Origin of the sequence: Kitasatospora sp. NPDC057692, from assembly GCF_042799475.1 — a bacterium.
Lineage (GTDB): Bacteria > Actinomycetota > Actinomycetes > Streptomycetales > Streptomycetaceae > Kitasatospora.
Genome location: NZ_JBHVIV010000015.1, coordinates 37,116 through 57,623, shown reverse-complemented (window position 1 = coordinate 57,623; position 20,508 = coordinate 37,116). Strand labels below are relative to the sequence as shown.

Here is a 20,508-nt window from a genome sequence, read left to right as displayed (position 1 = left end):
CCGCTGAGGAGAGGAACCCCCACCATGAAACTCGCAACCGTGGAACACGAGGGCGCCGAACGGACCGCGCTCGTCCTCGACCAGGGCGAACGCCTGCTGCTGCTCGACCGCGCCCACCGCCTGACGGCCGGCGAGCACGCCCCCGCGCTGGCCGCCATGCAGACGATCGTCGAGGGCGGCGCCCCCGTGCGGCGGATCCTCGACCTGCTCGCCGACCGGGAACCGGCCGAAGCCGTCGTCGCCGCCTCCGAGGTGCGCTGGCTCGCCCCGCTGCCCAGGCCCGTGCAGCTCCGGGACTTCGGCGGCTTCATGGACCACTTCCGCAACGCCCGGGCCCGGATCCAGGGCATCCCCGCCGAGCAGGTCGAGCTGCCCGCCGTCATGCTCGAACGGCCGCTGTACTACTTCACCAACCGGCTCTCGGTGACCGGCCACGACAGCGACATCACCTGGCCCGCCTACTCCTCGGTGCGGGACTACGAGCTGGAGTTCGCCTGCGTCCTGGGCCGCGGCGGCACGGACATCCCGGCCGCGGACGCCCCCGCGCACATCTTCGGCTACACGCTCTTCAACGACCTCAGCGCCCGCGACACCCAGCTGGAGGAGATCGCCACCGGCCTGGGCCTGAGCAAGAGCAAGGACTTCACCGACGCCAACGTCCTCGGTCCGTGGATCACCACCGCCGACGAGGTCGGCGACCCCTACCGGCTCACCATGACGGCCCGCATCAACGGCGAGGAGGTCAGCCGCGGCACCACCGCCGACATGCACCACACCTTCGCCGACATGATCGCCTTCGCCTCCCGGTCGACCCGGCTGTACGCCGGAGAGGTCTTCGGCTCGGGCACGGTGCCCACCGGCTGCGGACTGGAGCACGGCCGCTTCCTGGAACCCGGCGACACCGTGGAACTCGAAGTGTCCGGCCTCGGCATCCTGCGCAACCGGGTGGTGGCATGAACCGCGAAGCACTGATCCTCGGCGTCGGCGCCACCCCCTTCGGCCGCCACCTCGACCGCACCGCCGGCGACCTCGCCGGACAGGCCGCGCACGAGGCGCTGCGCGACGCCGGGCTCACCCCGGCCGACGTCGGCGCCGTCTTCCACGCCACGGTCAGCCAGAAGGCGATCGACGGCCAGCACATGATCCCCGGCCAGGTCGCGCTGCGCCCGCACGGGTTCGCCGGTGTGCCCGTGGTGAACGTGGAGAACGCCTGCGCCGGCGGCGCCACCGCCCTGTGGCTGGCGATCGCCCACGTCCGGGCGGGCCTGGCGGACGTCGCCCTGGCCGTCGGCGTGGACAAGCTCGTCTGCGCCGACCCCGCCCAGGGGCTCGCGGTGTTCGACGGCGCCATGGACGTCGCCCACCGCGGGGAGACCCTCGCCGCACTCGCCGCCCTGTCCGAGCCCCTGTCGCCCGAGCTGTCCGTGCCCGAGGGCGACCGGTCCGTTTTCATGGAGATCTACGCCTCCCTGGCCCGCGCCCACATGCAGCGCTTCGGCACCACCGAGGCCCAGCTCGCCGCGGTCTCGGCGAAGAACCACGCCCACTCCGTCCACAACCCCCGGGCCCACTTCCGCAAGCCCTTCACCGCGGACCAGGTCCTGGCTGCGCGCCGGGTGGCCTGGCCGCTGACGGTGCCGATGTGCTCACCGGTCAGCGACGGCGCCGCCGCCGTCGTGGTGACCAGGGCCGACCTCCCCCACGACGAATCGGCCGTCGCGGTGCTGAGCAGCGTCCTGCTGTCCGGAACCGACCGGGCGGCGGAGGACGCCGAACGGCACATCGGCCGCCGGGCCGCGCTCGCCGCCTACGAGAAGGCCGGCGTCGGACCGCAGGACGTCGACGTGGCGGAGGTCCACGACGCCACCGCCTTCGGCGAGATCCAGCAGGTGGAGAACCTGGGCTTCTGCGCGATCGGCGACGGCGGCCCCTGGTCGGCCTCCGGCGCCGGCGTACTCGGCGGATCCCTCCCGGTGAACCCGTCGGGAGGACTCGAATCGCGCGGCCACCCGGTCTCCGCCACCGGACTCGCCCAGGTCTTCGAACTGGTCACCCAGCTGCGCGGCCGGGCCGGCGAACGGCAGGTCCCCGGCGCGCGCATCGCCGTCGCCGAGAACGGCGGCGGTCTCTACGGAATCGAGGAGGCGGTGGCCGCCGTGACCGTCCTGGGGAGAACGCGATGAGCCCCGGATACGCCGACCTGATCCTGTCCGCACTGCGCCGGCGGCCCGGGCGCACAGCCTTCCGCTTCACCGGCGACGACGGGACCGGGCAGACCTGGACCTACGGCGAGACCGCGGACCGGATCGAGCGCACCGCGGCCGCGTTCGGGCGGCTGGGTCTCGCGCCCGGCGACGGGATCGCCCTGCTGTGCGGCCCGGATCCGCGGGCGTTCACGGTCATGGCCGCCGCCTGCCTGGCCGGACTGCGCTACACCGCCCTGCACCCGCTGGCCACCGCCGAGACCGACCGGACCGTCCTGCGCGACAGCGCCTCCGAGTGCCTGGTCGTGGACGACACCCGCTTCGCCTCCCGCGCCCGCCCCGAGGGCGTCGGGACGGTCACCCTCGCCGAACTCGACAGCCTCGCCGCCGACACGGCGCCCGGCCCCGGCGATCCGCGCGGTCCCGCCCTGTACCTCTTCTACACCGGCGGGACGACCGGCGAGCCCAAGGGCGTCATGCTGGGCGACCGTTCCCTGCTCGCCAACGCCTGGGCCTGCTCCACCTGGGCCTGGCCGCCGGACACCCACTTCCTGATCACCACCCCCATGTCGCACGCCGCCGGCCTCCTCGTCGCCCCCGGCCTGCTGCGCGGCGCGAGCTTCGAGCTGCACCACTCCTTCGACCCCGACCGCGTCATCGACGCGATCGAGCACGACGGGGTGAGCGCCACGTTCGTCGTCCCCACCATGCTCTACGCCCTGCTCGACCACCCCCGGCTCGCCGCCGCCGACCTCTCGGGGCTGAACTGGGTCCTGTACGGCGCGGCACCCGCCGACCCCGCCCGGCTCGCCGAGGCGCACCGGATCCTCGGGCCCGTGCTCAGCCAGCACTACGGCCAGGCCGAGGCCCCCAACGCGCTGACCGTCCTGGACCCGGCCGAGCACCGCGACGACCCGCACGTCCTGGGCAGCTGCGGCCGGCCGGTGCCCGGCGTGGAGATCGCGCTGCTGGACCCGGACGGCCGGGAGGTGCCGGTCGGCGAGCCCGGCGAACTGTGCGTCCGGGGGCCGCTCGTGATGGACGGCTACTGGAACAAGCCCGAGCAGACCGCGGCGGCGCTCGAAGGGGGCTGGCTGCACACCGGGGACGTCGCCCGCCGGGACGGCACCGGCCTGATCACGATCATCGACCGGATCAAGGACACCATCATCACCGGCGGCTTCAACGTCTACCCGCGCGAGGTCGAGGACGTCCTCGCCGTCCACCCGGCGGTCGCCGCCGTCGCCGTGTACGGCGCACCCGACGCCCGCTGGGGCGAGGCCGTCACCGCCGCCGTGGTCCTGCGCCCCGGACGGCACGCCACCCCCGCCGAACTGGCGGAGCACGTCCGGGTCCGCAGGGGCGCCCTCTGGGCCCCGAAACGGATCCACCTCACGGACGCGCTGCCGCTCACCGCCCTGGGCAAGATCGACAAGAAGAGGCTCCGCGACCGGCCCTGAACGGCGGCGGGCGGTCGTGCGACCGGCCCCCCGGACCCCCGGCCCCGACGTCGCCGCAGCGCGTCGGGGCCGCTCCGTTGCCGCCTTCGCTTGCATAAGCTGCATATGGTCGTACGCTGGTATTTGATGCCGTCGCCGTAGCAGAGAGGAGGCCGGCCCCGTGACCGCCACGGATCCCGCGCTCACCGCCCTCGCCGGCGGCTGGGCCGCGCTGTCGCTCCTCCAGGCCAGGATCGAGGCCCACGTCGAGCGTGCGCTGCAGGCCCGGCACGGCCTGAGCATGCGGGAGTACGCGCTGCTGGAGGTGCTCAGCCGCCAGCACGAGGGCCTCGGCGGGCACCTGCAGATGAACCAGGTGGCCGACGCGGTGGTGCTCAGCCAGAGTGCCACGACCCGCCTGGTCAGCCGACTGGAGGACCGCGGGCTGCTGTCCCGCTTCCTGTGCCCGGCGGACCGCCGCGGCATCTACACCAATGTGAGCGAAGCCGGGCTGGGGCTCCTGGAGGAGGCCCGCCCGACCAGCGGCGCGGCCCTGCGCGAGGCGCTCGACGAGGCCCTCCGCAATCCCGAGCTGGCCCCGCTGGTCACCGCGATCGAGGCCGTGGACGCCGCAGGGTGGGCAGGTTCAGGTGCTCCAGGTCGTGCGGCGGCGGCGCGGTGAGCGGCCAGGTCGACGGCACCTCGCCGCCGGTGCCCGCGGCCGGCGCGTCCGTCAGCCGCATCCGCCGGCGCACCCGGCCGTAGAAGTCGGTCGGCCCGAGGCGCGCCGCCCGCAGCCTGGTCGGCGCGGCGTAGACGCCGACCCAGTCGCCCGGCTCCAGCACGCCGCGCAGCTGGCCGTCCACGCTGACCGCGGCGGTCCCCGAGTTCGACAGCAGTCGCAGGGCGATCGGCTCGTCCGGCGCGGCGAGCACGGAGCGCTCGAAGACCATGTGCGCGGCGACGGGCGTGAAGACGAGCGCCTCCGCCCTGGGGGAGACCACGGGCCCGCCGGCGGCGAAGCTGTAGGCGGTCGAGCCGGTCGGGGTCGCCACCAGCAGCGCGTCGCCCGCGAAGCAGGCGAGCAGCCTTCCGGCGAAGTAGACCGCCGCGGCGACCCGGCCGTCGCGGGCGAACTTCTCCACGGCGACCTCGTTGAGCCCGAGCACGTCGAGTGCCACCCCCCAGCCGCCGCCGGCCTCGCAGCCCGCGCGCACCTGCGGTGGGGGCAGCGACGGCCGTAGGCCGTGCGGGGCCGCCGGACCGGGTTCCCCGGGGAGCGCGAGCGGTCGCGAGGCCCGCATGGTGAGCAGCATCCGCTCCTCGACGGTGACGCGGGATTCGAGGACGGCGTCGAGGGCCTGGAGCACGTCGTGGGCGGGCACCTCGGTGAGGAAGCCGAGGTGGCCGAAGTCGATGCCCAGCAGCAGGGAGCCGTTGTGCGCCGCGAGGCGGGCGCCGCGCAGGAAGGTCCCGTCGCCGCCCAGGGCGACGATGAGGTCGGGATCCCCGGCCGCGGCCATCTCCTCGCGGGCGCTGTGACGCCGGCCGCTGGTGTTCCACACGTCGATCTCGGTGCACCGGAGCCGGTGGTCGTCGCACCAGGCCCGCACCGATCGGGAGGCTTCCACGGCTTCGGGGCGTCCCCGGTGGACGACGAGGCCGACGCGCTCGACCGCCATGGTGTCTCCTCCTCGGCGAGGGGCAACGTGCGGGTCTCTTCAGGATGCGCTCCGGTCGCGAGTCCCGGCGACCCCGCGAGCCAATCCGCCACGCCGCGTCCCCCCTGCCCCACGGCGCCTGAGCACCCACGCCCCCCACACCCCCACGTCGCACACGGGCGCCGCAAGCCTCGCGGCAGCGGGAGCCGGCTACTGGAGGATCGCGACCGGGTGGAGGTCCAGGGCGCCGTCCTCGGCATGACCAGCCGTGGCCGGACGGTGCTCGGCCGGGATTCCCGGCCAGGATCGGGGACGGTCGTCAGTCCTCGACCTTGGGCCGCCAGTCAGCGGCCCACGCGTCGAGCTGGGCGAGGCGTTCGAGAAGGGTCCTGCCCTGTCCGGTGAGCAGGTAGCCCTCGCCGGCGTGCTCGACGAGGTCGGCCTGTCCGAGCGCGCGAAGCCGGTCTGCCAGGACGCTTGAGGAGATGCCGTCGCATCGCTGCTGGAGCTGCCGGAACGTCGGCGTCGAGTCGTCCCGTAGCTCCCACAGGACTCGCAGCACCCAGCGCCGGCCCAGGAGGTCGAGCAGCGCCATGATCGGGCGCCCCGTCTGTGAGCCGCGGACCCGTCGGCCCGGGAGGGGGGTTGGACGCGCCATTTGCTTTCCCTCGGTTGCTTCTCCTTCCGAAGCGGCAATGTTAGCGTGCCGCCATGCCTCTAAAACCGAAGCGCCCGCGAATCGAACCTCTCTCGCCGCCGTACGACGAGGAGGCCGGCGCAGCCCTCGCGCTCCTCGGGCATCCGCCCATCCAGCTGTTCCGGGTGTGGGCGCGCCGGCCCGAGCTCGCCCGCTCCATCGCGGGCTGGGGAAGCTACTACTTCTCTCGGCGCTCCGCTCTCACTCTCCGTCAGCGCGAGCTGGTCATCGATCGGACGACGGCGCTCTGTGGCGCCGACTACGAGTGGGCCGTGCACGTCGCGGGCTTCGCCGAGAAGGCGGGACTCGACGCCGCGCAGCTCGCGTCCCTCGCGGCCGGAAGGCCGGCGGACGGCTGCTGGGACGCAACTGACCGCGCGGTGCTCGAAGCCGTCGACGAGCTCCACACGACCTTCGACCTCTCCGACGACACCTGGGCGAACCTGGTCGCCGTCGCCGATGAGGACGCCGCGCTCGAGCTGGTCCTGATCTGCGGCTGGTACCACGCCGTCTCGTTCGCCGTCAGGGCGCTCCGTCTGCCTCTTGAGCCCGGCACCAAGCCGATCGCCGCGCCGTGATCCGCTGCCGGCTATTGCGCGTCGGCACACTTGACATGCTGTCAGGGATCTCTGCGGGTGGTGGGCTTCCCTGATCGGCACGTGTTCATTTCCGCTCCACTGGTCCGCGACCTCCGGGTGCCGCCGCCACCGGAGCCCCGGTGCCGCTCCCGTGCGCGTCCGCGGCCTCCGAGGGGTGCTGATCGTCCGGCCGCCGATGGGCACCCGGCGGTCACCACCGGTGACTTCCGGGTGCCCATCGCCGGACCGTCCCGCGGTCAGGCCCCGTCGAGGGTCTCCACCAGCGCGGCCAGGAACTCCTTCGGCCGCTCCAGGTGCACGCTGTGCCCGGCGCCCTCGACGACCACCTCGCGCACCCGCCCGCCGGCGGCGGCGTAGCGGTCGAGGACGGCGCGGGTCTGCGCGACCATCGGCTGCGCCGGGCAGGTGTCCGCGCCGGGCCAGCCCGGAATCGCGCCGATGGCGCCCAGGTGGGCCAGGTCGAAGAGCGAGGTGTCGGAGACGATCACATCGGCCGACCCGCGGATCCACAGGATCGGCGGCTTGGGCTCGACCAGCTCCAGGTCGTCGATCCGGAAGTGGACCGGCGCCATGGAGTTGAGGACGCCGCGCCCGCCGGGCGCGGAGCCCGGCCAGGCGTCGCTCGGGCGGCTGTCGCCGGGGTAGTGGTCCTCCCCGGTCCGGGTGGTCAGCATGGCGGCCACGTAGCGGTCCGGCTCGGCCAGCGGCGCGCTGACGTAGGCGGTGTCCAGCACCGAACGCGGCGCGAACGGCGACTCGGCGCCGAGCTCGCCCTCGCCCAGCAGCCGGACGAACTCGGGAGCCGCGCTGCCGGCGCCGGAGCCCGCGCCGTCGGGCGAGTTGAGCTTCCCGTCCACCCCGTGGGTGCCGCCGAAGCCGTACGGGGAGACCGGGTTGACCAGGGTGAGCGAGCGGACCGCCTCGGGGTGGTCGCGCAGCAGTTGCAGCGCCACACCGCCGCCCATGCTCCAGCCGACCAGGTGCACCGGGCCGAGGTCCAGCGCGCGGAGGTAGGAGAGCAGGTCCTCGCTGTGGTCGCGCAGGCCCCGGGTGGCGTCCACCGGGAGCGGCTCGGTGCCGCCGAAGCCGCGCAGGTCGGGTGCCAGCGGGCGGTAGCGGTCGGGCAGGTCGGCCATCGTCGGGTGCCAGAAGACGCCGGAGGAGACGTTGCCGTGCACCAGGACCACGGGCTCGCCCGTGCGGCCCTCGATCTCGGCGTGGTTCACGGTCAGCCGGCCGGTGGTGATCGGTCGATCGGTGATCATCGGGTGGTTCCTCAGTTCAGCCAGCCGGCGACCTGCGCGTTCGCCGCGCTGTCCCAGCCGAGTTGCAGGTGGTTGGCGAGGGTGATCAGCGCGGTGCCGCCGACGGTGGCGATGCCCGTGGTGTCCAGGGCGCTGGCCACGAAGACCACGCCGTCGCTGGGGCCGCGGTTCTCGTTGAAGATGCCGACGACACTGGGCGTGCCGCCCGCCATCAGGTAGGTCGTCACCGAGGCGGGCACCCCGGCCTGGTGCAGCGGGGCGATCAGCGAGCCGGCGTTGATCGCGGCCTGGATGCCGCCGCCCTCGGTGTAGAAGCCCTGTCCGCCGTGGTAGGTGGTGTACCAGTCCTGCTGGGTCTGGTCGATGCCGAACACCGAGTCCCAGCGGGCCAGCATCTGCCGCTGCCCGGGGTAGACGTCGTAGCCGCCGGAGGGGGCGAAGGAGAACTCCGGGTGTGCGGTGTACGTGCCGTAACAGGTCATCCGCAGGTGCGGCGCGGGGGCGTTGATCTGGCCGCCGCACTGCGGCCAGATCGAGAAGTCGTGCGCCCAGCCGTGGGCGAACGGGTAGTCGTAGCCGCCGTTCGGGCCGCCGATGGTGATCAGCTTGCGCACGTCTCCCGCGTAGGCGCGGCCCCAGGAGGGCTTGACCGAGGACACGTAGGAGCGCGCCGACATCTCGCCCTTGCTCCAGCCCACCACGTCCACCTGGGGGACGCCGAGCTTGGCGCGGATCAGCGCGACGGCGTCGCCGACCGCCTGGGCCTGCATCAGGTTGTCGCCCTGCTTGTGGGCGAAGCCGACCGCGAAGACCCGGTAGCCCTGCCCGGCCAGGTTCTGCATCAGACCGGTGCTCGGGCAGGAGAGGGCGCCGCAGCCGTAGCCGCCGGACTCGCCGGGGTTGGCCCAGGCGCGGTCCGGGTTGTCGTTGGCGCCGTGCACCAGCAGCACCGGGACCTGGTGCGCGCCGGTGTTCCAGCCCGGGGCCGAGTAGAGCAGGAAGCGGCCGGAGTAGGGCTGCTTGACGCCGCCGAAGTAGGTGAGCCGCTGGCCGTCCTGGTTGCCGCGGCCGTCCGGCGGGTACTGCTCCTGCTTGAAACCGGTGGTGGTGTCGAGGTACCGCTCGACGCGGTCCCAGCCGTTGGGGACGCTGTTGTACGTCGCCTCCAGCGTCAGATGGGACGGTATCGCCGCCGAGGCCGTCCCCGCCGGGACGACCGCGCCGATCAGTGCCAGCACGCTCGCGAGCAGCCAGCCGAAGCCCCTCCGCCTACCAGGTCCGCTTCCCCACATGCCGCGTTCACTCCTCCACGCCGAGGTCCAGTGCGGGACACCCTATGAAGGCCGGAATGTCCTCCCTATGTCGGCGGCCCATACCTCGGGCGTCGCGCTATGGGTCTCGGCCACCTGGCCAGGACGCGGTCCCGGGCGACGCCCGCCCGGCGCGGGGGTGGCGCCGGCCGGGCAAGCGGGCGGCGGCGGCCGGTCGGTGGGCCGTCAGTGGGCGGTCCAGCCCCCGTCCAGCGGGATGGACGCGCCGGTGATGAAGCCGGTGTCCGGACCGCAGAGGAAGAGCGCTGCCCGCGCGACCTCCTCGGGCTCGATGAGCCGCTTGATCGCGGTGCGGTCGAGCATGATCCGCTCCACCACCTCGTCGGCCGAGATGCCGTGCGCGGCGGCCTGCCCGGCGATCTGGTTCTCCACCAGGGGCGTGCGCACGTACCCGGGGTTGATGCAGTTGCTGGTCACGCCGTACGGCGCGCCCTCCAGGGCGGCGACCTTGCTGAACCCCTCCAGGGCGTGCTTGGCCGTCACGTACGCCGACTTGAAGGCGCTCGCCCGCAGCCCGTGCACCGAGGAGATGTTGACGATGCGCCCCCATCCGCGCGCGTACATGTGCGGCAGGGTGCGCCGGACGATCCGGAACGGCGCCTCGACCATCACGCGCTGGATCAGCACGAAGCGCTCGGCGGGGAAGTCGTGGATCGGCGCGACGTACTGGAGCCCGGCGTTGTTCACCACGACGTCGGCGTCGTCCGGAAGGGCGTCCACCGCCTCCGCGTCCGACAGGTCCACGACGTGGGCCGTGCCGCCGATCTCGTCGGCGACCGCCTCGGCGGCCTCCTCCGCCAGGTCGACGACGTACACGTGCGCGCCCGCCTCGGCGAAGGCGGTGGCGCACGCCCGGCCGATGCCGCTCGCCGCGCCCGTCACCAGGACCTTCCGCCCGGTCAGGAAGCGGCCGGCCGGCGCGGCGGCCGGGCCGCCGGTGCTCTCGATGTTTTCCATGGCCGCCACGCTAGGAACCCGGCGAGGTCGGGCACACGTCCTCCGGTACCACAGTTGCGCACCGGATGGTGGTGGTCGCCACCACAGCGCCCCGGCCCCGACCCGGTCCGCCGGAGCACACCCCCGGCATGGCGCCCGCCGCCACCCGGCGTCCGGCCGGGTGGCGGCAGGCGCCATGCCCGAGCTAGACGAGGGCGGCGCCCCAGGCGCGGGCGCGGTCCAGCTCGCCCGGGCGGAGCGGGCCGTCGAGACCTTCGACGACGAAGCCCTCGGGCTCGGCGACGACGGCGTAGTGGTGGCGTTCGAGGCGGTGGGCGATCCCGGGCGCCGCGCCGCCGCTGCCCTCGTCGGCGCCCCGGGTGTCGAAGGCGGCGGCCCGGGTGCCGGGCCCGGTGTCGGGCAGGTGGCGGAACCAGGTCCGCAGGCCCTCGCCCTCGGCGGTCGCCCGGGCCTCCCGGGCGGCCTCCTCACGGCCCTCCTTCCTCGCCTCCGCCGCGGCGGCCATCCGGCGGCTGATCCCGGAGGACATGCCGCGCAGATGGGTCGGACCGCCGACCACCAGCAGGTCCGCGGACCCGGTGCGTTCGGCGGAGGCCTCGGCCACCGGGAGGCAGTCGACGGACGCGGCGGGGTCGGCGCCGTGGACGCCCTCGGCGATGGCCTCGGCGATCTCGCGGGTGTTGCCGTACAGGCTCTCGTACACGATCACGGTGTGCATGGCTGCCTTCTCTCGTCGGTTCCCACCGGCCGTCACCACCGGGGTGGCCGGTGGCCGGTGCCGGGGCGCAGGCCGTTCGGCCCGTCGCGGGCGCGCCGCACTCAGTCGTGCGGGACGACGGCGACGGGGCATCCGATGTGGTGGACGGCGGCGTGGGCCACCGGGCCCAGGTGGGTGCCGAGCGGCCACCGGCGCGGATGCCGTCCCACGGCCACCAGCCCGGCCGTCGCCGAGGCGTCGACCAGGGCGTCCGCAGGCGCGCCGTGCACCAGCGCGGCCGTCGCGGCGACCGTGGGGAAGCGGCTCCGCCACTCCGTCAGCAGGGCGTTCAGGAGGTCCCCGTCCACGGCCGACAGGTCGCGCGCCGTGCCGTCGACCGCGGTGGTGGTCATGTACTCGCTGCCGATCGGCGGTTCCCAGCCGTGGACGATCCGCAGCGGCGCCGAACGCAGGCGGGCGGTCTCGAAGGCGAAGGCGAGCAGCTCGTCGCACGGGTGCCGCAGGTCGACGCCCACCACCACGTCCCCGCCCTCCGCGCCGGGTGCCCCCTTCGTACCGGGTGCTTCCTCCGTGGCGGCGCGCACCAGGACGACGGGGCACGCCGCCCGGCGCAGCACCTGGTGACTCACCGAGCCGACGAGGAAGCCGTGCACGGTGCCCAGGCCGCGGGAGCCGAGCACCAGCAGGGTGGCCGTCCTCCCGGCCGACTCCAGGACCTCGACCGGGTCCCGGGGCACGTGGGCCGACGTCACGTCGAGCCCGGGGAGCTCCGCCCGCAGCGCGGCCTCCCGGTCGGCCAGCCGCCGGCGGCTCCAGCTGATCGCCTCGTCCGTGCCGAGCACATCGGTCTTCGGCCACGGCCAGGCCTGGAGCAGCTCCAGCGGCAGCCGGCGGCTCAGCGCCTCGCGGGCCGCCCAGTCGGTGGCGGCGAGGCTCTCGGGCGAGCCGTCGAAACCGACGACGACGGGTCCGTTCATGGCGGCCTCCTCCTCTCGCGTACGGGACCGGGCCCGGCCGGTGCAAGGTGCGAGGCGCAAGCTGCCCGGTGAGCGGTGGCCGTGGGGGCCGCCGGCACCCGATCGTGCCCCGCACCTCCATGGCACCACCGACGACCCGGGTCCGGCAGGGCCGGAGGGCCCCGACGAAGGGCCCGCCGGACCCTGGGGCCGCCGTCGCCGGGCCGGAAGACTCGGGCGGAGCCGACGGACCGCAGGCCCCGCCCCGAGGAGGTGCGCCATGACCGCGCAGCAGCACCCGGCCCCGCACACACCGCTCCGTGTCCTGCTCCGCCGCGCCTCCGGCCGGGACCGCAACCCGCTGTGCCGCCCGGTCGACCGGGCCCGCAGCCGCCTGGCGCTCGCCCTGCCGCTGGTCCTCGCCGGCCTGCTCGCGCTGAGCGCGGCGGTCTCCGTACTGGTGTTCCGCGTCGAGACCCGCGCCGAGCGGGAGACGGCCCGCCACCGGCACGCCGTCGTGGCGACGACCGCCGGGCCCGCGTCGTCGGACGACTTCCGGCCGGGGAGCACGAGGGCGCACGCGCCCGCCCGGTGGACCTGGCCGGCGGGTCCGGGCGCCGGCGAGATCGAGGTGACCGCCGGTACCCCGGCCGGAACGGAGGTCCCCATCCACCTGGACGACGCCGGAGTCCCGGCCGACGGGCCCCGCGACGGCGCGGCGCTCCTCGCGGACGCCGGAGCGTTCGGCGTCGGCACGGCGATCTGCCTCGCCTCCCTCGCGTTCCTCGGCCACACGGTGCGCCGCGGCGCCCTGGACCGGCGGGCGGAGCGGAGCTGGGACCCCGCCTGGGCGCGGGTGGAACCGCTCTGGACCCAGCGGCGGTGAGCCGTGCCCGGTGGTCGGCGCCGGAACATCCGCACCTCGCCGGGGCGCACGGTGGCCGCCGTGCCGCGGCAACGGACCCGCACCGGCGCGCGGCCGTCCTCGGGCAGGCCACCGCGGCGCCCGCCGGTCGACCGTGATCACCACGCCCGGGCGGCCCCGGTGGCGCATCTCCGGCTCCAGCCGTCGGGCGTGCTCGGCGAGCAGGTCCGTGCGGCCTGCGGCCCGGGCGACGGGCTACCGGACAGCCGTCGACGGGCAGCCGCCGACGGGGAGGCGGCCGAGGAGGTCACGATCGCCGGGTCGCGGGAGGCGTGCACGGCCGTGACCCTTTCGACGGTCAGGGGACGGCCACGCCGCGCCGCCGGCGTCCGGACCCCGGCCGCCCACCGCGCGCGGCACTCGTACGCGACCGGGCCCGTGTAGCGCCGGATCCACGGGTGAGGCCTCCACGGCTCCGACCTTCACGGCTCCGACCTCCACGGGCCAGGCCTCCGGAGGCCCGGCGTCACGGTGCCCCGAACCCGCCGCCGCCGGGGGTGCGGATCTCCACGGCGTCTCCGGGCGCGACCTCGGCGCTGCCGCAGCCGGGGACCTCCTCCACGGTTCCGTCGGAGCGCAGCACGCGGTTGGCGCCGAGGGCGCCGGGGCGGCCGCCGTCGAGGCCGTACGGCGGGACGCGGCGGTGCCCGGAGAGGAGGCTGACCGTCATCGCCTCGCGGAACCTCAGCCGCCGCAGCACGCCGTCGCCGCCGTGCCGGCGCCCGTCCCCGCCGCTGCCGGGGCGCACGGCGAACTCCTCGACGAGGACCGGGAACCGCCACTCCAGGACCTCCGGGTCGGTGAGCCGGGAGTTGGTCATGTGGGTCTGGACGGCGTCCGCCCCGTCGAAGTCCGGGCCGGCGCCGGAGCCGGAGGCGATGGTCTCGTAGTACTGGTGCTGCGCGTTGCCGAAGGTCAGGTTGTTCATCGTGCCGGAGCCCTCGGCCTGGACGCCGAGCGCGGCGTAGAGCGCGCCGACGATGGCCTGTGAGGTCTCGACGTTGCCGGCGGCGACGGCGGCGGGGTACTCCGGGGCGAGCATCGAGCCGGGCGGGACGACGATCCGCAGCGGGCGCAGGCAGCCGTCGTTGAGGGGGATGTCGTCGTCGACCAGGGTGCGGAAGACGTACAGGACGGCGGCGGTGACGACGGCGGACGGGGCGTTGAGGTTGCCGGGGAGCTGGGGCGAGGTGCCGGTGAAGTCGATGGTGGCGCTGCGGTCCCGGCGGTCGACGCGCACCGAGACGGCGATCACGGCGCCGGAGTCGGTCTCGTAGCGGTAGGAGCCGTCGGTGAGGCCGTCGACGGCGCGGCGCACCGCCTGTTCGGCGTTGTCCTGGACGTGCCGCATGTAGGCCTGGACGACGTCGAGTCCGAAGTGGTCGATCATCGCGTTGACCTCGTCGACGCCCTTGCGGTTGGCGGCGATCTGGGCGCGCAGGTCGGCGAGGTTGGTGTCGGGGGCGCGGGACGGGTGCGGTGCCCCGGTGAGCAGCCGGCGGGTCTCCTCCTCCCGCAGCCGGCCCTCCACGACCAGCGGCCAGGTGTCGAAGAGCACGCCCTCCTCGTGGATCTCGCGGCTGTCGGCGGGCATCGAGCCGGGGGAGGTGCCGCCGATCTCGGCGTGGTGGCCGCGGGAGGCGACGAAGAACAGGACCTGCTCGCCGGCCGGGTCGAAGACCGGGGTGACCACGGTGAGGTCGGGCAGGTGGGTGCCGCCGTGGTACGGGTCGTTGACGGCGTAGGCGTCGCCCGGGCGCATCCGCGGGCCCCGCCGGCGGAGGACCTCCTTGACGGTGGTGCCCATCGAGCCGAGGTGGACCGGCATGTGCGGGGCGTTGGCGACGAGGTTGCCGTCCGGGTCGAAGAGCGCGCAGGAGAAGTCCAGCCGCTCCTTGATGTTGACGGACTGGGCGGTGGACTCCAGCCGGGCGCCCATCTGCTGGGCGATCGCCATGAAGAGGTTGTTGAAGACCTCCAGCAGGACCGGGTCCGCGGTGGTCGGGACGGCCTCCTCGGAGGTGGCGCCGACCTGCTCGACCAGCAGGTGCCCGGCGGCGGTGACGGTCGCCCTCCAGTCGGCGTCCACCACGGTGGTGGCGTTGGCCTCGGCGATCACCGCCGGGCCGGTGACGGTGTCGCCCGCGCGCATCGACTCGCGCTCCAGCAGCGGGACCGCGCGCCGGGCCCCGCCGGTGTACAGGCGGACGGTGGCGGGTTCGGCCGGGGCGGCCGCGGGGGAGAGGGTGTCGAGCCCGGGCTGTTCGGTCAGGCCGGTGCCTTCGACGGCCAGGGCCTCGATAGTGAGCGGGCGGTCCATCAGGAAGGAGTAGGTGGCCCGGTGCCGCTCCTCGAAGTCGGCCCGCATGCCGGCCGGTTCGCCCAGCGGGACGCCGATGGTGCTGTCGGTGCCCTGGTAGCGCAGCCGCACCCGGTGGGCCAGCCGGATCCGCTCCCGGGGGACGCCCTGGTCGAGCAGCTCGTCGACGGCCGCCCGCCCCAGTTCCTCCGCGAGGTCCCGTACGGCGCCCATCTCCTCCTCGGCCAGCGGGCGTTCGACGGCCCGCTCGCGCAGGACGGTGGTGTCGGCCAGGCCGATGCCGAGGGCGGACAGCACTCCGGCCATCGGCGGAACCAGCACGGTGCGGATGCCCAGGGCCTCGGCCACCGGGCAGGCGACCTGGCCGCCCGCGCCGCCGAAGGTGGTCAGGGTGTACCGGGTGACGTCGTGGCCCTGCTGGACGGAGATCCGCTTGATCGCGTTGGCGATGTTGCCGACCGCGATCCGCAGGAATCCGTCGGCCGCCTCCTCGGCGGTCCGGTCGCCGATCTCCCCGGCCAGTTCGGCGAACCGGCGTTCGGTCAGCCCGCGGTCGACCGGCCGGTCGCCCTCCGGTCCGAAGACCCGGGGGAAGCGTTCGGCCTGGATGCGGCCGAGCAGCAGATTGGCGTCGGTGACCGTCAGCGGTCCGCCGTTGCGGTAGCAGGCAGGGCCGGGGTTGGCGCCGGCCGAGTCCGGTCCGACCCGCAGGCGTTGACCGTCGAAGCGGAGCACCGAGCCGCCGCCCGCCGCGACGGTGTGGATCGCCAGCATCGGGGCCCGCAGCCGCACCCCGGCGACCTGGGTGGTCACCACCCGCTCGTACTCGCCCGCGAAGTGCGAGACGTCGGTGGAGGTGCCGCCCATGTCGAAGCCGATCACCCGTCCGTGGCCGGCGAGTTCCGACATCCGCACCATGCCGATGATGCCGCCGGCCGGGCCGGAGAGGATCGCGTCCTTGCCGCGGAAATGGCCGGCCTCGGCAAGGCCGCCGTTGGACTGCATGAACATCAGCCGGACGCCGGTCAGTTGGTCGGCCACCTGGCGGACGTAGCGGCGCAGCCCGGGGTCGAGGTAGGCGTCGACCACCGCGGTGTCCCCGCGCGGCACCAGTTTCATCAGTGGGCTGGCCTCGCTGGAGAGCGACACCTGGTCGAAGCCGAGCCGCTCGGCGAGCCGGCCGATCGCCCGCTCGTGGGCGGGGTGCAGATAGCTGTGCAGGCAGACCACGGCGACGGACCGGACACCGTCGCGCAGGCAGTCGCGAAGCCCGTCCGCGAGCCGGTCGAGGTCGGGCGGGCGGAGCACCCGGCCGTCGGCGTCGATCCGCTCGTCCACCTCGACCACACGGCTGTACAGCGGTGCGGGCAGGACGATCTCGCGGGCGAAGATCTCGGGCCGGTTCTGGTAGCCGATCCTCAGCGCGTCCGCGAAGCCGCGGGTGATGACCAGGACGGTCGGCTCGCCGGTGCGCTCCAGCAGGGCGTTGGTGGCCACCGTGGTGCCCATCCGGACCGAGTCGATCTCCGCCCCGGGCGGCAGGAGGGCCCGGATCCCGGCCACCGCGGGGTCGCGGTCGAGCACCGGGTCGTGCGAGAGCAGCTTGTGGGTGAGCAGGCGGCCGTCCGGGGCCAGCGCGACCACGTCGGTGAACGTTCCGCCCCGGTCCACCCAGAACCGCCAGCCCCTGGCTGCCATGACCGGCTCCCTCCGCCCGCCGTGCGGCGTTCCGTGCGCGAGTGGCCCCGGGCACGAGTATCCGGCCGGGCGAACCGACCGGGCAAACGGAACATCCCGGAGGAATCGGGGCGGTCCGAACGGCGGGGGCGCCGCGCGTGCCGGGGGCGCCGCCCCGCCTCAGCGCCCGGGATGCGCGAACAGCACGGCGTGGCGCGCGATCGCCCCGGCCCGGTCGGCGCACTGCTGGTAGCAGCAGGCCAGCAGGACCAGGTCGGTGACCTCCACGGGATCGGCCTCCCGCTCGCGGAGCAGCAGCCCGTACAGCAGCCGCTGCCGCTGTCCGACCTCGTGCGACGCGCTGAGCACGTCCGCGACCTCCTCGGCCGTCCCCGAGCGCAGGGCGTCGGCGGACCGCGCGACCAGGTCCAGCGCCGCACCGGCGAGCCCGCGCAGCGGGGACCGCAGCCGCTCGTCGAAGGGCGCCCGCTCCTGGCGTGCCCACGCCGCCTCCAGCAGCCGCTCGGCCAGCCGCGCGAGCGCCTCCACCTCGCACCCCACGTGGACGCCCACGACGACCCCGGCCCGCCCGCCGGGCATCGCGGCGGCGTCCTCCTCGACCCGGGCCAGCAGCTCGCCCAGGGCCTTCTCCGCGACCGCGATCCCGTCACCGCCCCCGTCCGGCTCCACCAGCACGGCAGTCACCCCGTCCAGGGCGGTGTGCGCCAGCCGCACCAGCCCGGCCAGCTCCTCCACGAGCACGCGACAACCGGCTTCCACGCCATCGGACATCGCACACTCCCGCCTCCCCCTCGACCAGTCTCGCCCCGCCGCCACCGGCCGCGCAGGGCGGAGGGCCGTCCGTGCTGCGCCGGGCGGTACGCGCGCGGAGAATCGGTGGGGTGACCGGCCCGCCCGCCCGGGGAGCCGGTCGCGGCTGCCCGGCTCCACCCCGTGGGCCGGCGGAAGCCGCCCCCGGGGGGCCGGATCCACACCCCAGGAGTGATCATGGCCAACTCGACCCCGGCCCAGGTCTGCATGACGCTGTCCGCGCTCGCGGCCACCTCGGCGACCCCGCGGCCGTCGGGGGAGACCCGGGACGCGCAGACGTGGCGGGTGGCCGCCGGAATCTCGGAGCAGCTGCGCGCCCTCTGGCTGGCGACCCAGGCCGGCTGGCGGCTCGTCTGGATCGCGCTGAGCCCGGACGACGCCAACATGGCGTACATCGCCAAGTCCATCGACGGCTCCAACCGGTTCGCCGTGGTGGCGCGCGGGACGGTCGGCAGCATGACCGACATCCTGGAGGACTTCGACGTCGGCACCGTGGTCCCCTTCACCGCGAGCGGTTCGCCGACGCCGGTCGCCGTCTCCAAGGGAGCCATGGCGGCGTTCACCCAGGTCGCCACCGTGGTCTCGATCCCGCCGCCGCCGGGGGACGTGCCCGGTCCGCCGGTCCCGGAGGAGGCGTTCGCCCGCCAGGGCGCCACACTGGCGCAGGCGCTCGCCGACCTGGTCCAGGAGGCGCCCGCGAACCCGCGGCCGACCGTGTACGTGACCGGTCACAGCCTGGGCGGCTGCGTCGCCACCATGCTCGCCCCGTACCTGTACACGCTGGCGCAGAGCTGGACCAACGTCCCGCAGTTCGCACTGGAGACCTTCGCGGCCCCGACCGCCGGGCTGCAGAGCTTCGCGACGTACCTCGACGGGCTGCCGTGGCTCGGGAACAACCACCACGTCAACGCCTGGGACGCCGTGCCGCTGGCCTGGAACAGCCTGCTGGAGGTGAACCGCGACAAGTGGTACCCGTCACCCGGCCCGGCGGGCAACAGCACCGTGCACCACCTGTTCGACGTCCTGAACGGGCTCCCGAAGGGCAGGGCCTACGTGCAGCCGGGCGTGTACACGCAGTGGCCGACGGACGGCGACTACGGCGACCACGACCCGGAGCTGGTCAACCGCACGCTGGCGGACTTCATGGGGCAGGTCGCCTATCAGCACGCCGACAACACCTACCTCGGTCTGCTCGGGGCCTCGCTGCTCTCTCCGGGACCGATCGTGACCGGCATCAGCCCCACCTCCGGCGCGAGCGGCTCCACGGTCGTCGTCGAGGGGTACGGCTTCACGGAGGGGAGCGTCCTCGACTTCGGCCCCGTTCCGTGCCGTGACCCGCTCATCGCCCCGGGCGGCGCCCGGATCGCCGCCACGGTGCCGGACGGCGTCGGCATCGTGGACGTCAGGGTCACCAACTGCCGCGGCACGTCGCCGGTCGTTCCGCCGGCGCAGTTCGCCTACGGCGGGCCGGCCCCGCTGGTGGTCACCGGCGTCGCGCCGACCAGCGGGCCGGCGAGGAGGACCACGGTCACCATCACCGGCTCGGGCTTCCCCGAGGGCGCCGGCGTGAACTTCAAGGACGTGGCGTCCAAGACCGTCGTCCGGATCTCGGACACCGAGCTCACCGCCGTCGCCCCCCTGCAGGTCGACGACAGCCGGACGGTGGACATCACCGTGACGGTCGGCGACATCGCGTCCGCCACCGGCCCGGCCGACGAGTTCACCTACACGGGGACCTGAGCCGGGGACCTCCGGGCCTCCTCCTCGCGCGGGGTGCCGCCGCAGGCGCTCCCGGGCCGCCGCCGCTGGGGGGGCGCCGGTCCCCTCCCGTGTCGCGGACCAATGGTCTGACCTGCGACGATGATCCTCGTACTCGCTGGTCGACCAGCTATCCACGCGTCCCTCCACGTGTGAACGTGGAACGGAAAGGAAGTCCCCATGATCTTCATCACGGTCAAGTTCGCCGTCCGCCCCGAGCGCGCCGACGACTGGCTCGACCTCGTTGACGACTTCACCCGGGCCACCCGCGACGAGCCCGGCAACCTCTTCTTCGAGTGGTCCCGCAGCGTCGACGACCCCCACGAGTTCGTCCTGGTCGAGGCGTTCCGGGACGGTGACGCGGGCAAGGAGCACGTGGAGTCCGCACACTTCGTCAAGGCCATGGACGACCTGTCCTACGCGGTGGCGTCCAAGCCGCGGATCGTCTCGATCGACATCCCCGGCATGGACGGCTGGGGCGAGATGGGCGAGATCACCCCCCGGTGACGCCCGGTCCGCGGGGAGCGGCCGACCGGTCCACGGACCGGTCGGCCGCTCCGGTCCGCGCGGCGCTGTCGGAGCCGGGTGGTATCCATGGGCCATGGACACGGAGTACGCCGACCCCGGCGATCTTGCGGTGATTCGCGCGGCCCTCGGCGCCGATGGTGACGGCGGGTCGGCGCTGGGCTGGGCCGGTGTGCGTGCCTTCGAGGCGGAGCACGGCGTCGTCCTGCCCGAGCCGTACCGCACGGTCGTCGCGGAGGTCGCGGACGGCTCGCCCGCCGGGCCGCCGGCCCACGGGCTCCTGCGGCTGGCCGAACCGCCCGACGACTGGGGCGGTGACCGTGCGGAGCGCGACCCGGGCCGGCCCTTCCCGCTGACCTCGATGTGGCTGTGGGAGGAGGACTCCAGGCCCTCCGAGGAGATCGACCCGATCATCGCGCAGGTCCGCGACCACGGATCGATCGTGCTGGGAACCGACGGCTGCGGTATGGACTGGCACCTCGTCGTCACGGGGCCGCACCGCGGGCACGTCTGGAACATCAGTGGCGAGGGCGCGATGCCGTTCGGTGCGGAGTTCGGCTTCACGACGGCCGCACCGGGCTTCGCGGGGTGGCTGGAGCACTGGGCCGCCGGCCGGCCGTGGTTCGACGCGGGCGCGTGAGGGAG

Annotated in this window: 18 protein-coding genes; 9 read left to right on the top strand and 9 right to left on the bottom strand. The window is 74.5% G+C overall.

Translation table 11 applies throughout. The features are described 5' to 3' along the window. Positions 1 to 24: 24 nt before the first annotated feature. The 4 genes from ACFVFS_RS11935 (at position 25) to ACFVFS_RS11920 (ending at position 4,325) form a co-directional block, all read left to right on the top strand. Complete coding sequence (locus tag ACFVFS_RS11935) at positions 25 to 957, top strand: fumarylacetoacetate hydrolase family protein (protein ID WP_380622907.1); 933 nt, start codon at positions 25 to 27, stop codon at positions 955 to 957. Continuing rightward, entirely contained in the window at positions 954 to 2,183 is a 1,230-nt protein-coding gene (locus tag ACFVFS_RS11930) for a thiolase family protein (protein WP_380622905.1), read from the top strand. Before ACFVFS_RS11935 ends, ACFVFS_RS11930 begins: the two co-directional genes overlap by 4 nt. Further along, positions 2,180 to 3,664: an AMP-binding protein gene (locus tag ACFVFS_RS11925; protein WP_380622903.1), complete on the top strand. Its 1,485-nt coding sequence runs from the start codon at positions 2,180 to 2,182 to the stop codon at positions 3,662 to 3,664. The genes ACFVFS_RS11930 and ACFVFS_RS11925 overlap by 4 nt, the downstream gene beginning before the upstream one ends. A 160-nt stretch (positions 3,665 to 3,824) precedes the next feature. Then, positions 3,825 to 4,325, top strand: a complete 501-nt coding sequence (locus tag ACFVFS_RS11920; RefSeq protein WP_380622901.1) for a MarR family winged helix-turn-helix transcriptional regulator — start codon at positions 3,825 to 3,827, stop codon at positions 4,323 to 4,325. Here ACFVFS_RS11920 and ACFVFS_RS11915 read toward each other — a convergent pair. Continuing rightward, positions 4,249 to 5,325, bottom strand: coding sequence for an NAD(+)/NADH kinase (locus tag ACFVFS_RS11915; RefSeq protein WP_380622899.1), 1,077 nt, complete (start codon positions 5,323 to 5,325; stop codon positions 4,249 to 4,251). The genes ACFVFS_RS11920 and ACFVFS_RS11915 overlap by 77 nt on opposite strands. A 298-nt stretch (positions 5,326 to 5,623) precedes the next feature. Next, positions 5,624 to 5,962 carry a winged helix-turn-helix transcriptional regulator gene (locus tag ACFVFS_RS11910; RefSeq protein ID WP_380622897.1) on the bottom strand — a complete coding sequence of 113 codons (339 nt, stop codon included), beginning with the start codon at positions 5,960 to 5,962 and terminating at the stop codon, positions 5,624 to 5,626. Positions 5,963 to 6,015: 53 nt separating this feature from the next. Here ACFVFS_RS11910 and ACFVFS_RS11905 point away from each other — a divergent pair, with 53 nt between their 5' ends. Next, complete coding sequence (locus tag ACFVFS_RS11905; protein ID WP_380622895.1) at positions 6,016 to 6,579, top strand: carboxymuconolactone decarboxylase family protein; 564 nt, start codon at positions 6,016 to 6,018, stop codon at positions 6,577 to 6,579. Positions 6,580 to 6,836: 257 nt separating this feature from the next. Here ACFVFS_RS11905 and ACFVFS_RS11900 read toward each other — a convergent pair whose 3' ends face one another. From ACFVFS_RS11900 to ACFVFS_RS11880, 5 genes are all read right to left on the bottom strand, one after another. Further along, positions 6,837 to 7,865, bottom strand: coding sequence for an alpha/beta fold hydrolase (locus ACFVFS_RS11900; RefSeq protein ID WP_380622893.1), 1,029 nt, complete (start codon positions 7,863 to 7,865; stop codon positions 6,837 to 6,839). Positions 7,866 to 7,876: 11 nt separating this feature from the next. Next, positions 7,877 to 9,157: an esterase/lipase family protein gene (locus ACFVFS_RS11895; RefSeq protein WP_380622891.1), complete on the bottom strand. Its 1,281-nt coding sequence runs from the start codon at positions 9,155 to 9,157 to the stop codon at positions 7,877 to 7,879. Positions 9,158 to 9,361: 204 nt separating this feature from the next. Beyond that, the gene (locus ACFVFS_RS11890; protein WP_380622889.1) at positions 9,362 to 10,153 is read right to left on the bottom strand and encodes a 3-hydroxybutyrate dehydrogenase; all 792 of its coding nucleotides are present in this window, start codon (positions 10,151 to 10,153) and stop codon (positions 9,362 to 9,364) included. A gap of 184 nt (positions 10,154 to 10,337) precedes the next feature. Beyond that, positions 10,338 to 10,871 carry a flavodoxin family protein gene (locus tag ACFVFS_RS11885; protein ID WP_380622887.1) on the bottom strand — a complete coding sequence of 178 codons (534 nt, stop codon included), beginning with the start codon at positions 10,869 to 10,871 and terminating at the stop codon, positions 10,338 to 10,340. 101 nt (positions 10,872 to 10,972) lie between these two features. Next, on the bottom strand, positions 10,973 to 11,848 hold the full coding sequence (locus ACFVFS_RS11880) for a universal stress protein (RefSeq protein WP_380622885.1): 876 nt from the start codon (positions 11,846 to 11,848) through the stop codon (positions 10,973 to 10,975). Between the two features lie 259 nt (positions 11,849 to 12,107). Here ACFVFS_RS11880 and ACFVFS_RS11875 point away from each other — a divergent pair, with 259 nt between their 5' ends. Next, positions 12,108 to 12,713 (top strand): hypothetical protein, encoded by a 606-nt coding sequence (locus tag ACFVFS_RS11875; RefSeq protein ID WP_380622883.1) that lies wholly within the window; start codon positions 12,108 to 12,110, stop codon positions 12,711 to 12,713. 505 nt (positions 12,714 to 13,218) lie between these two features. Here the strand turns inward: ACFVFS_RS11875 and ACFVFS_RS11870 are convergent. Then, entirely contained in the window at positions 13,219 to 16,770 is a 3,552-nt protein-coding gene (locus tag ACFVFS_RS11870) for a hydantoinase B/oxoprolinase family protein (protein ID WP_380622881.1), read from the bottom strand. Positions 16,771 to 16,929: 159 nt separating this feature from the next. Continuing rightward, a complete protein-coding gene (locus ACFVFS_RS11865; protein WP_380622879.1) occupies positions 16,930 to 17,541 on the bottom strand; it encodes a hypothetical protein in 612 nt (203 codons plus the stop codon). Between the two features lie 216 nt (positions 17,542 to 17,757). Here ACFVFS_RS11865 and ACFVFS_RS11860 point away from each other — a divergent pair, with 216 nt between their 5' ends. The 3 genes from ACFVFS_RS11860 (at position 17,758) to ACFVFS_RS11850 (ending at position 20,503) form a co-directional block, all read left to right on the top strand. Continuing rightward, a complete protein-coding gene (locus ACFVFS_RS11860) occupies positions 17,758 to 19,320 on the top strand; it encodes an IPT/TIG domain-containing protein (protein ID WP_380622877.1) in 1,563 nt (520 codons plus the stop codon). Between the two features lie 198 nt (positions 19,321 to 19,518). After that, positions 19,519 to 19,845, top strand: a complete 327-nt coding sequence (locus ACFVFS_RS11855) for a putative quinol monooxygenase (RefSeq protein ID WP_380622875.1) — start codon at positions 19,519 to 19,521, stop codon at positions 19,843 to 19,845. 94 nt (positions 19,846 to 19,939) lie between these two features. Beyond that, on the top strand, positions 19,940 to 20,503 hold the full coding sequence (locus tag ACFVFS_RS11850) for an SMI1/KNR4 family protein (protein WP_380622873.1): 564 nt from the start codon (positions 19,940 to 19,942) through the stop codon (positions 20,501 to 20,503). The last annotated feature ends 5 nt before the right edge of the window (positions 20,504 to 20,508 follow it).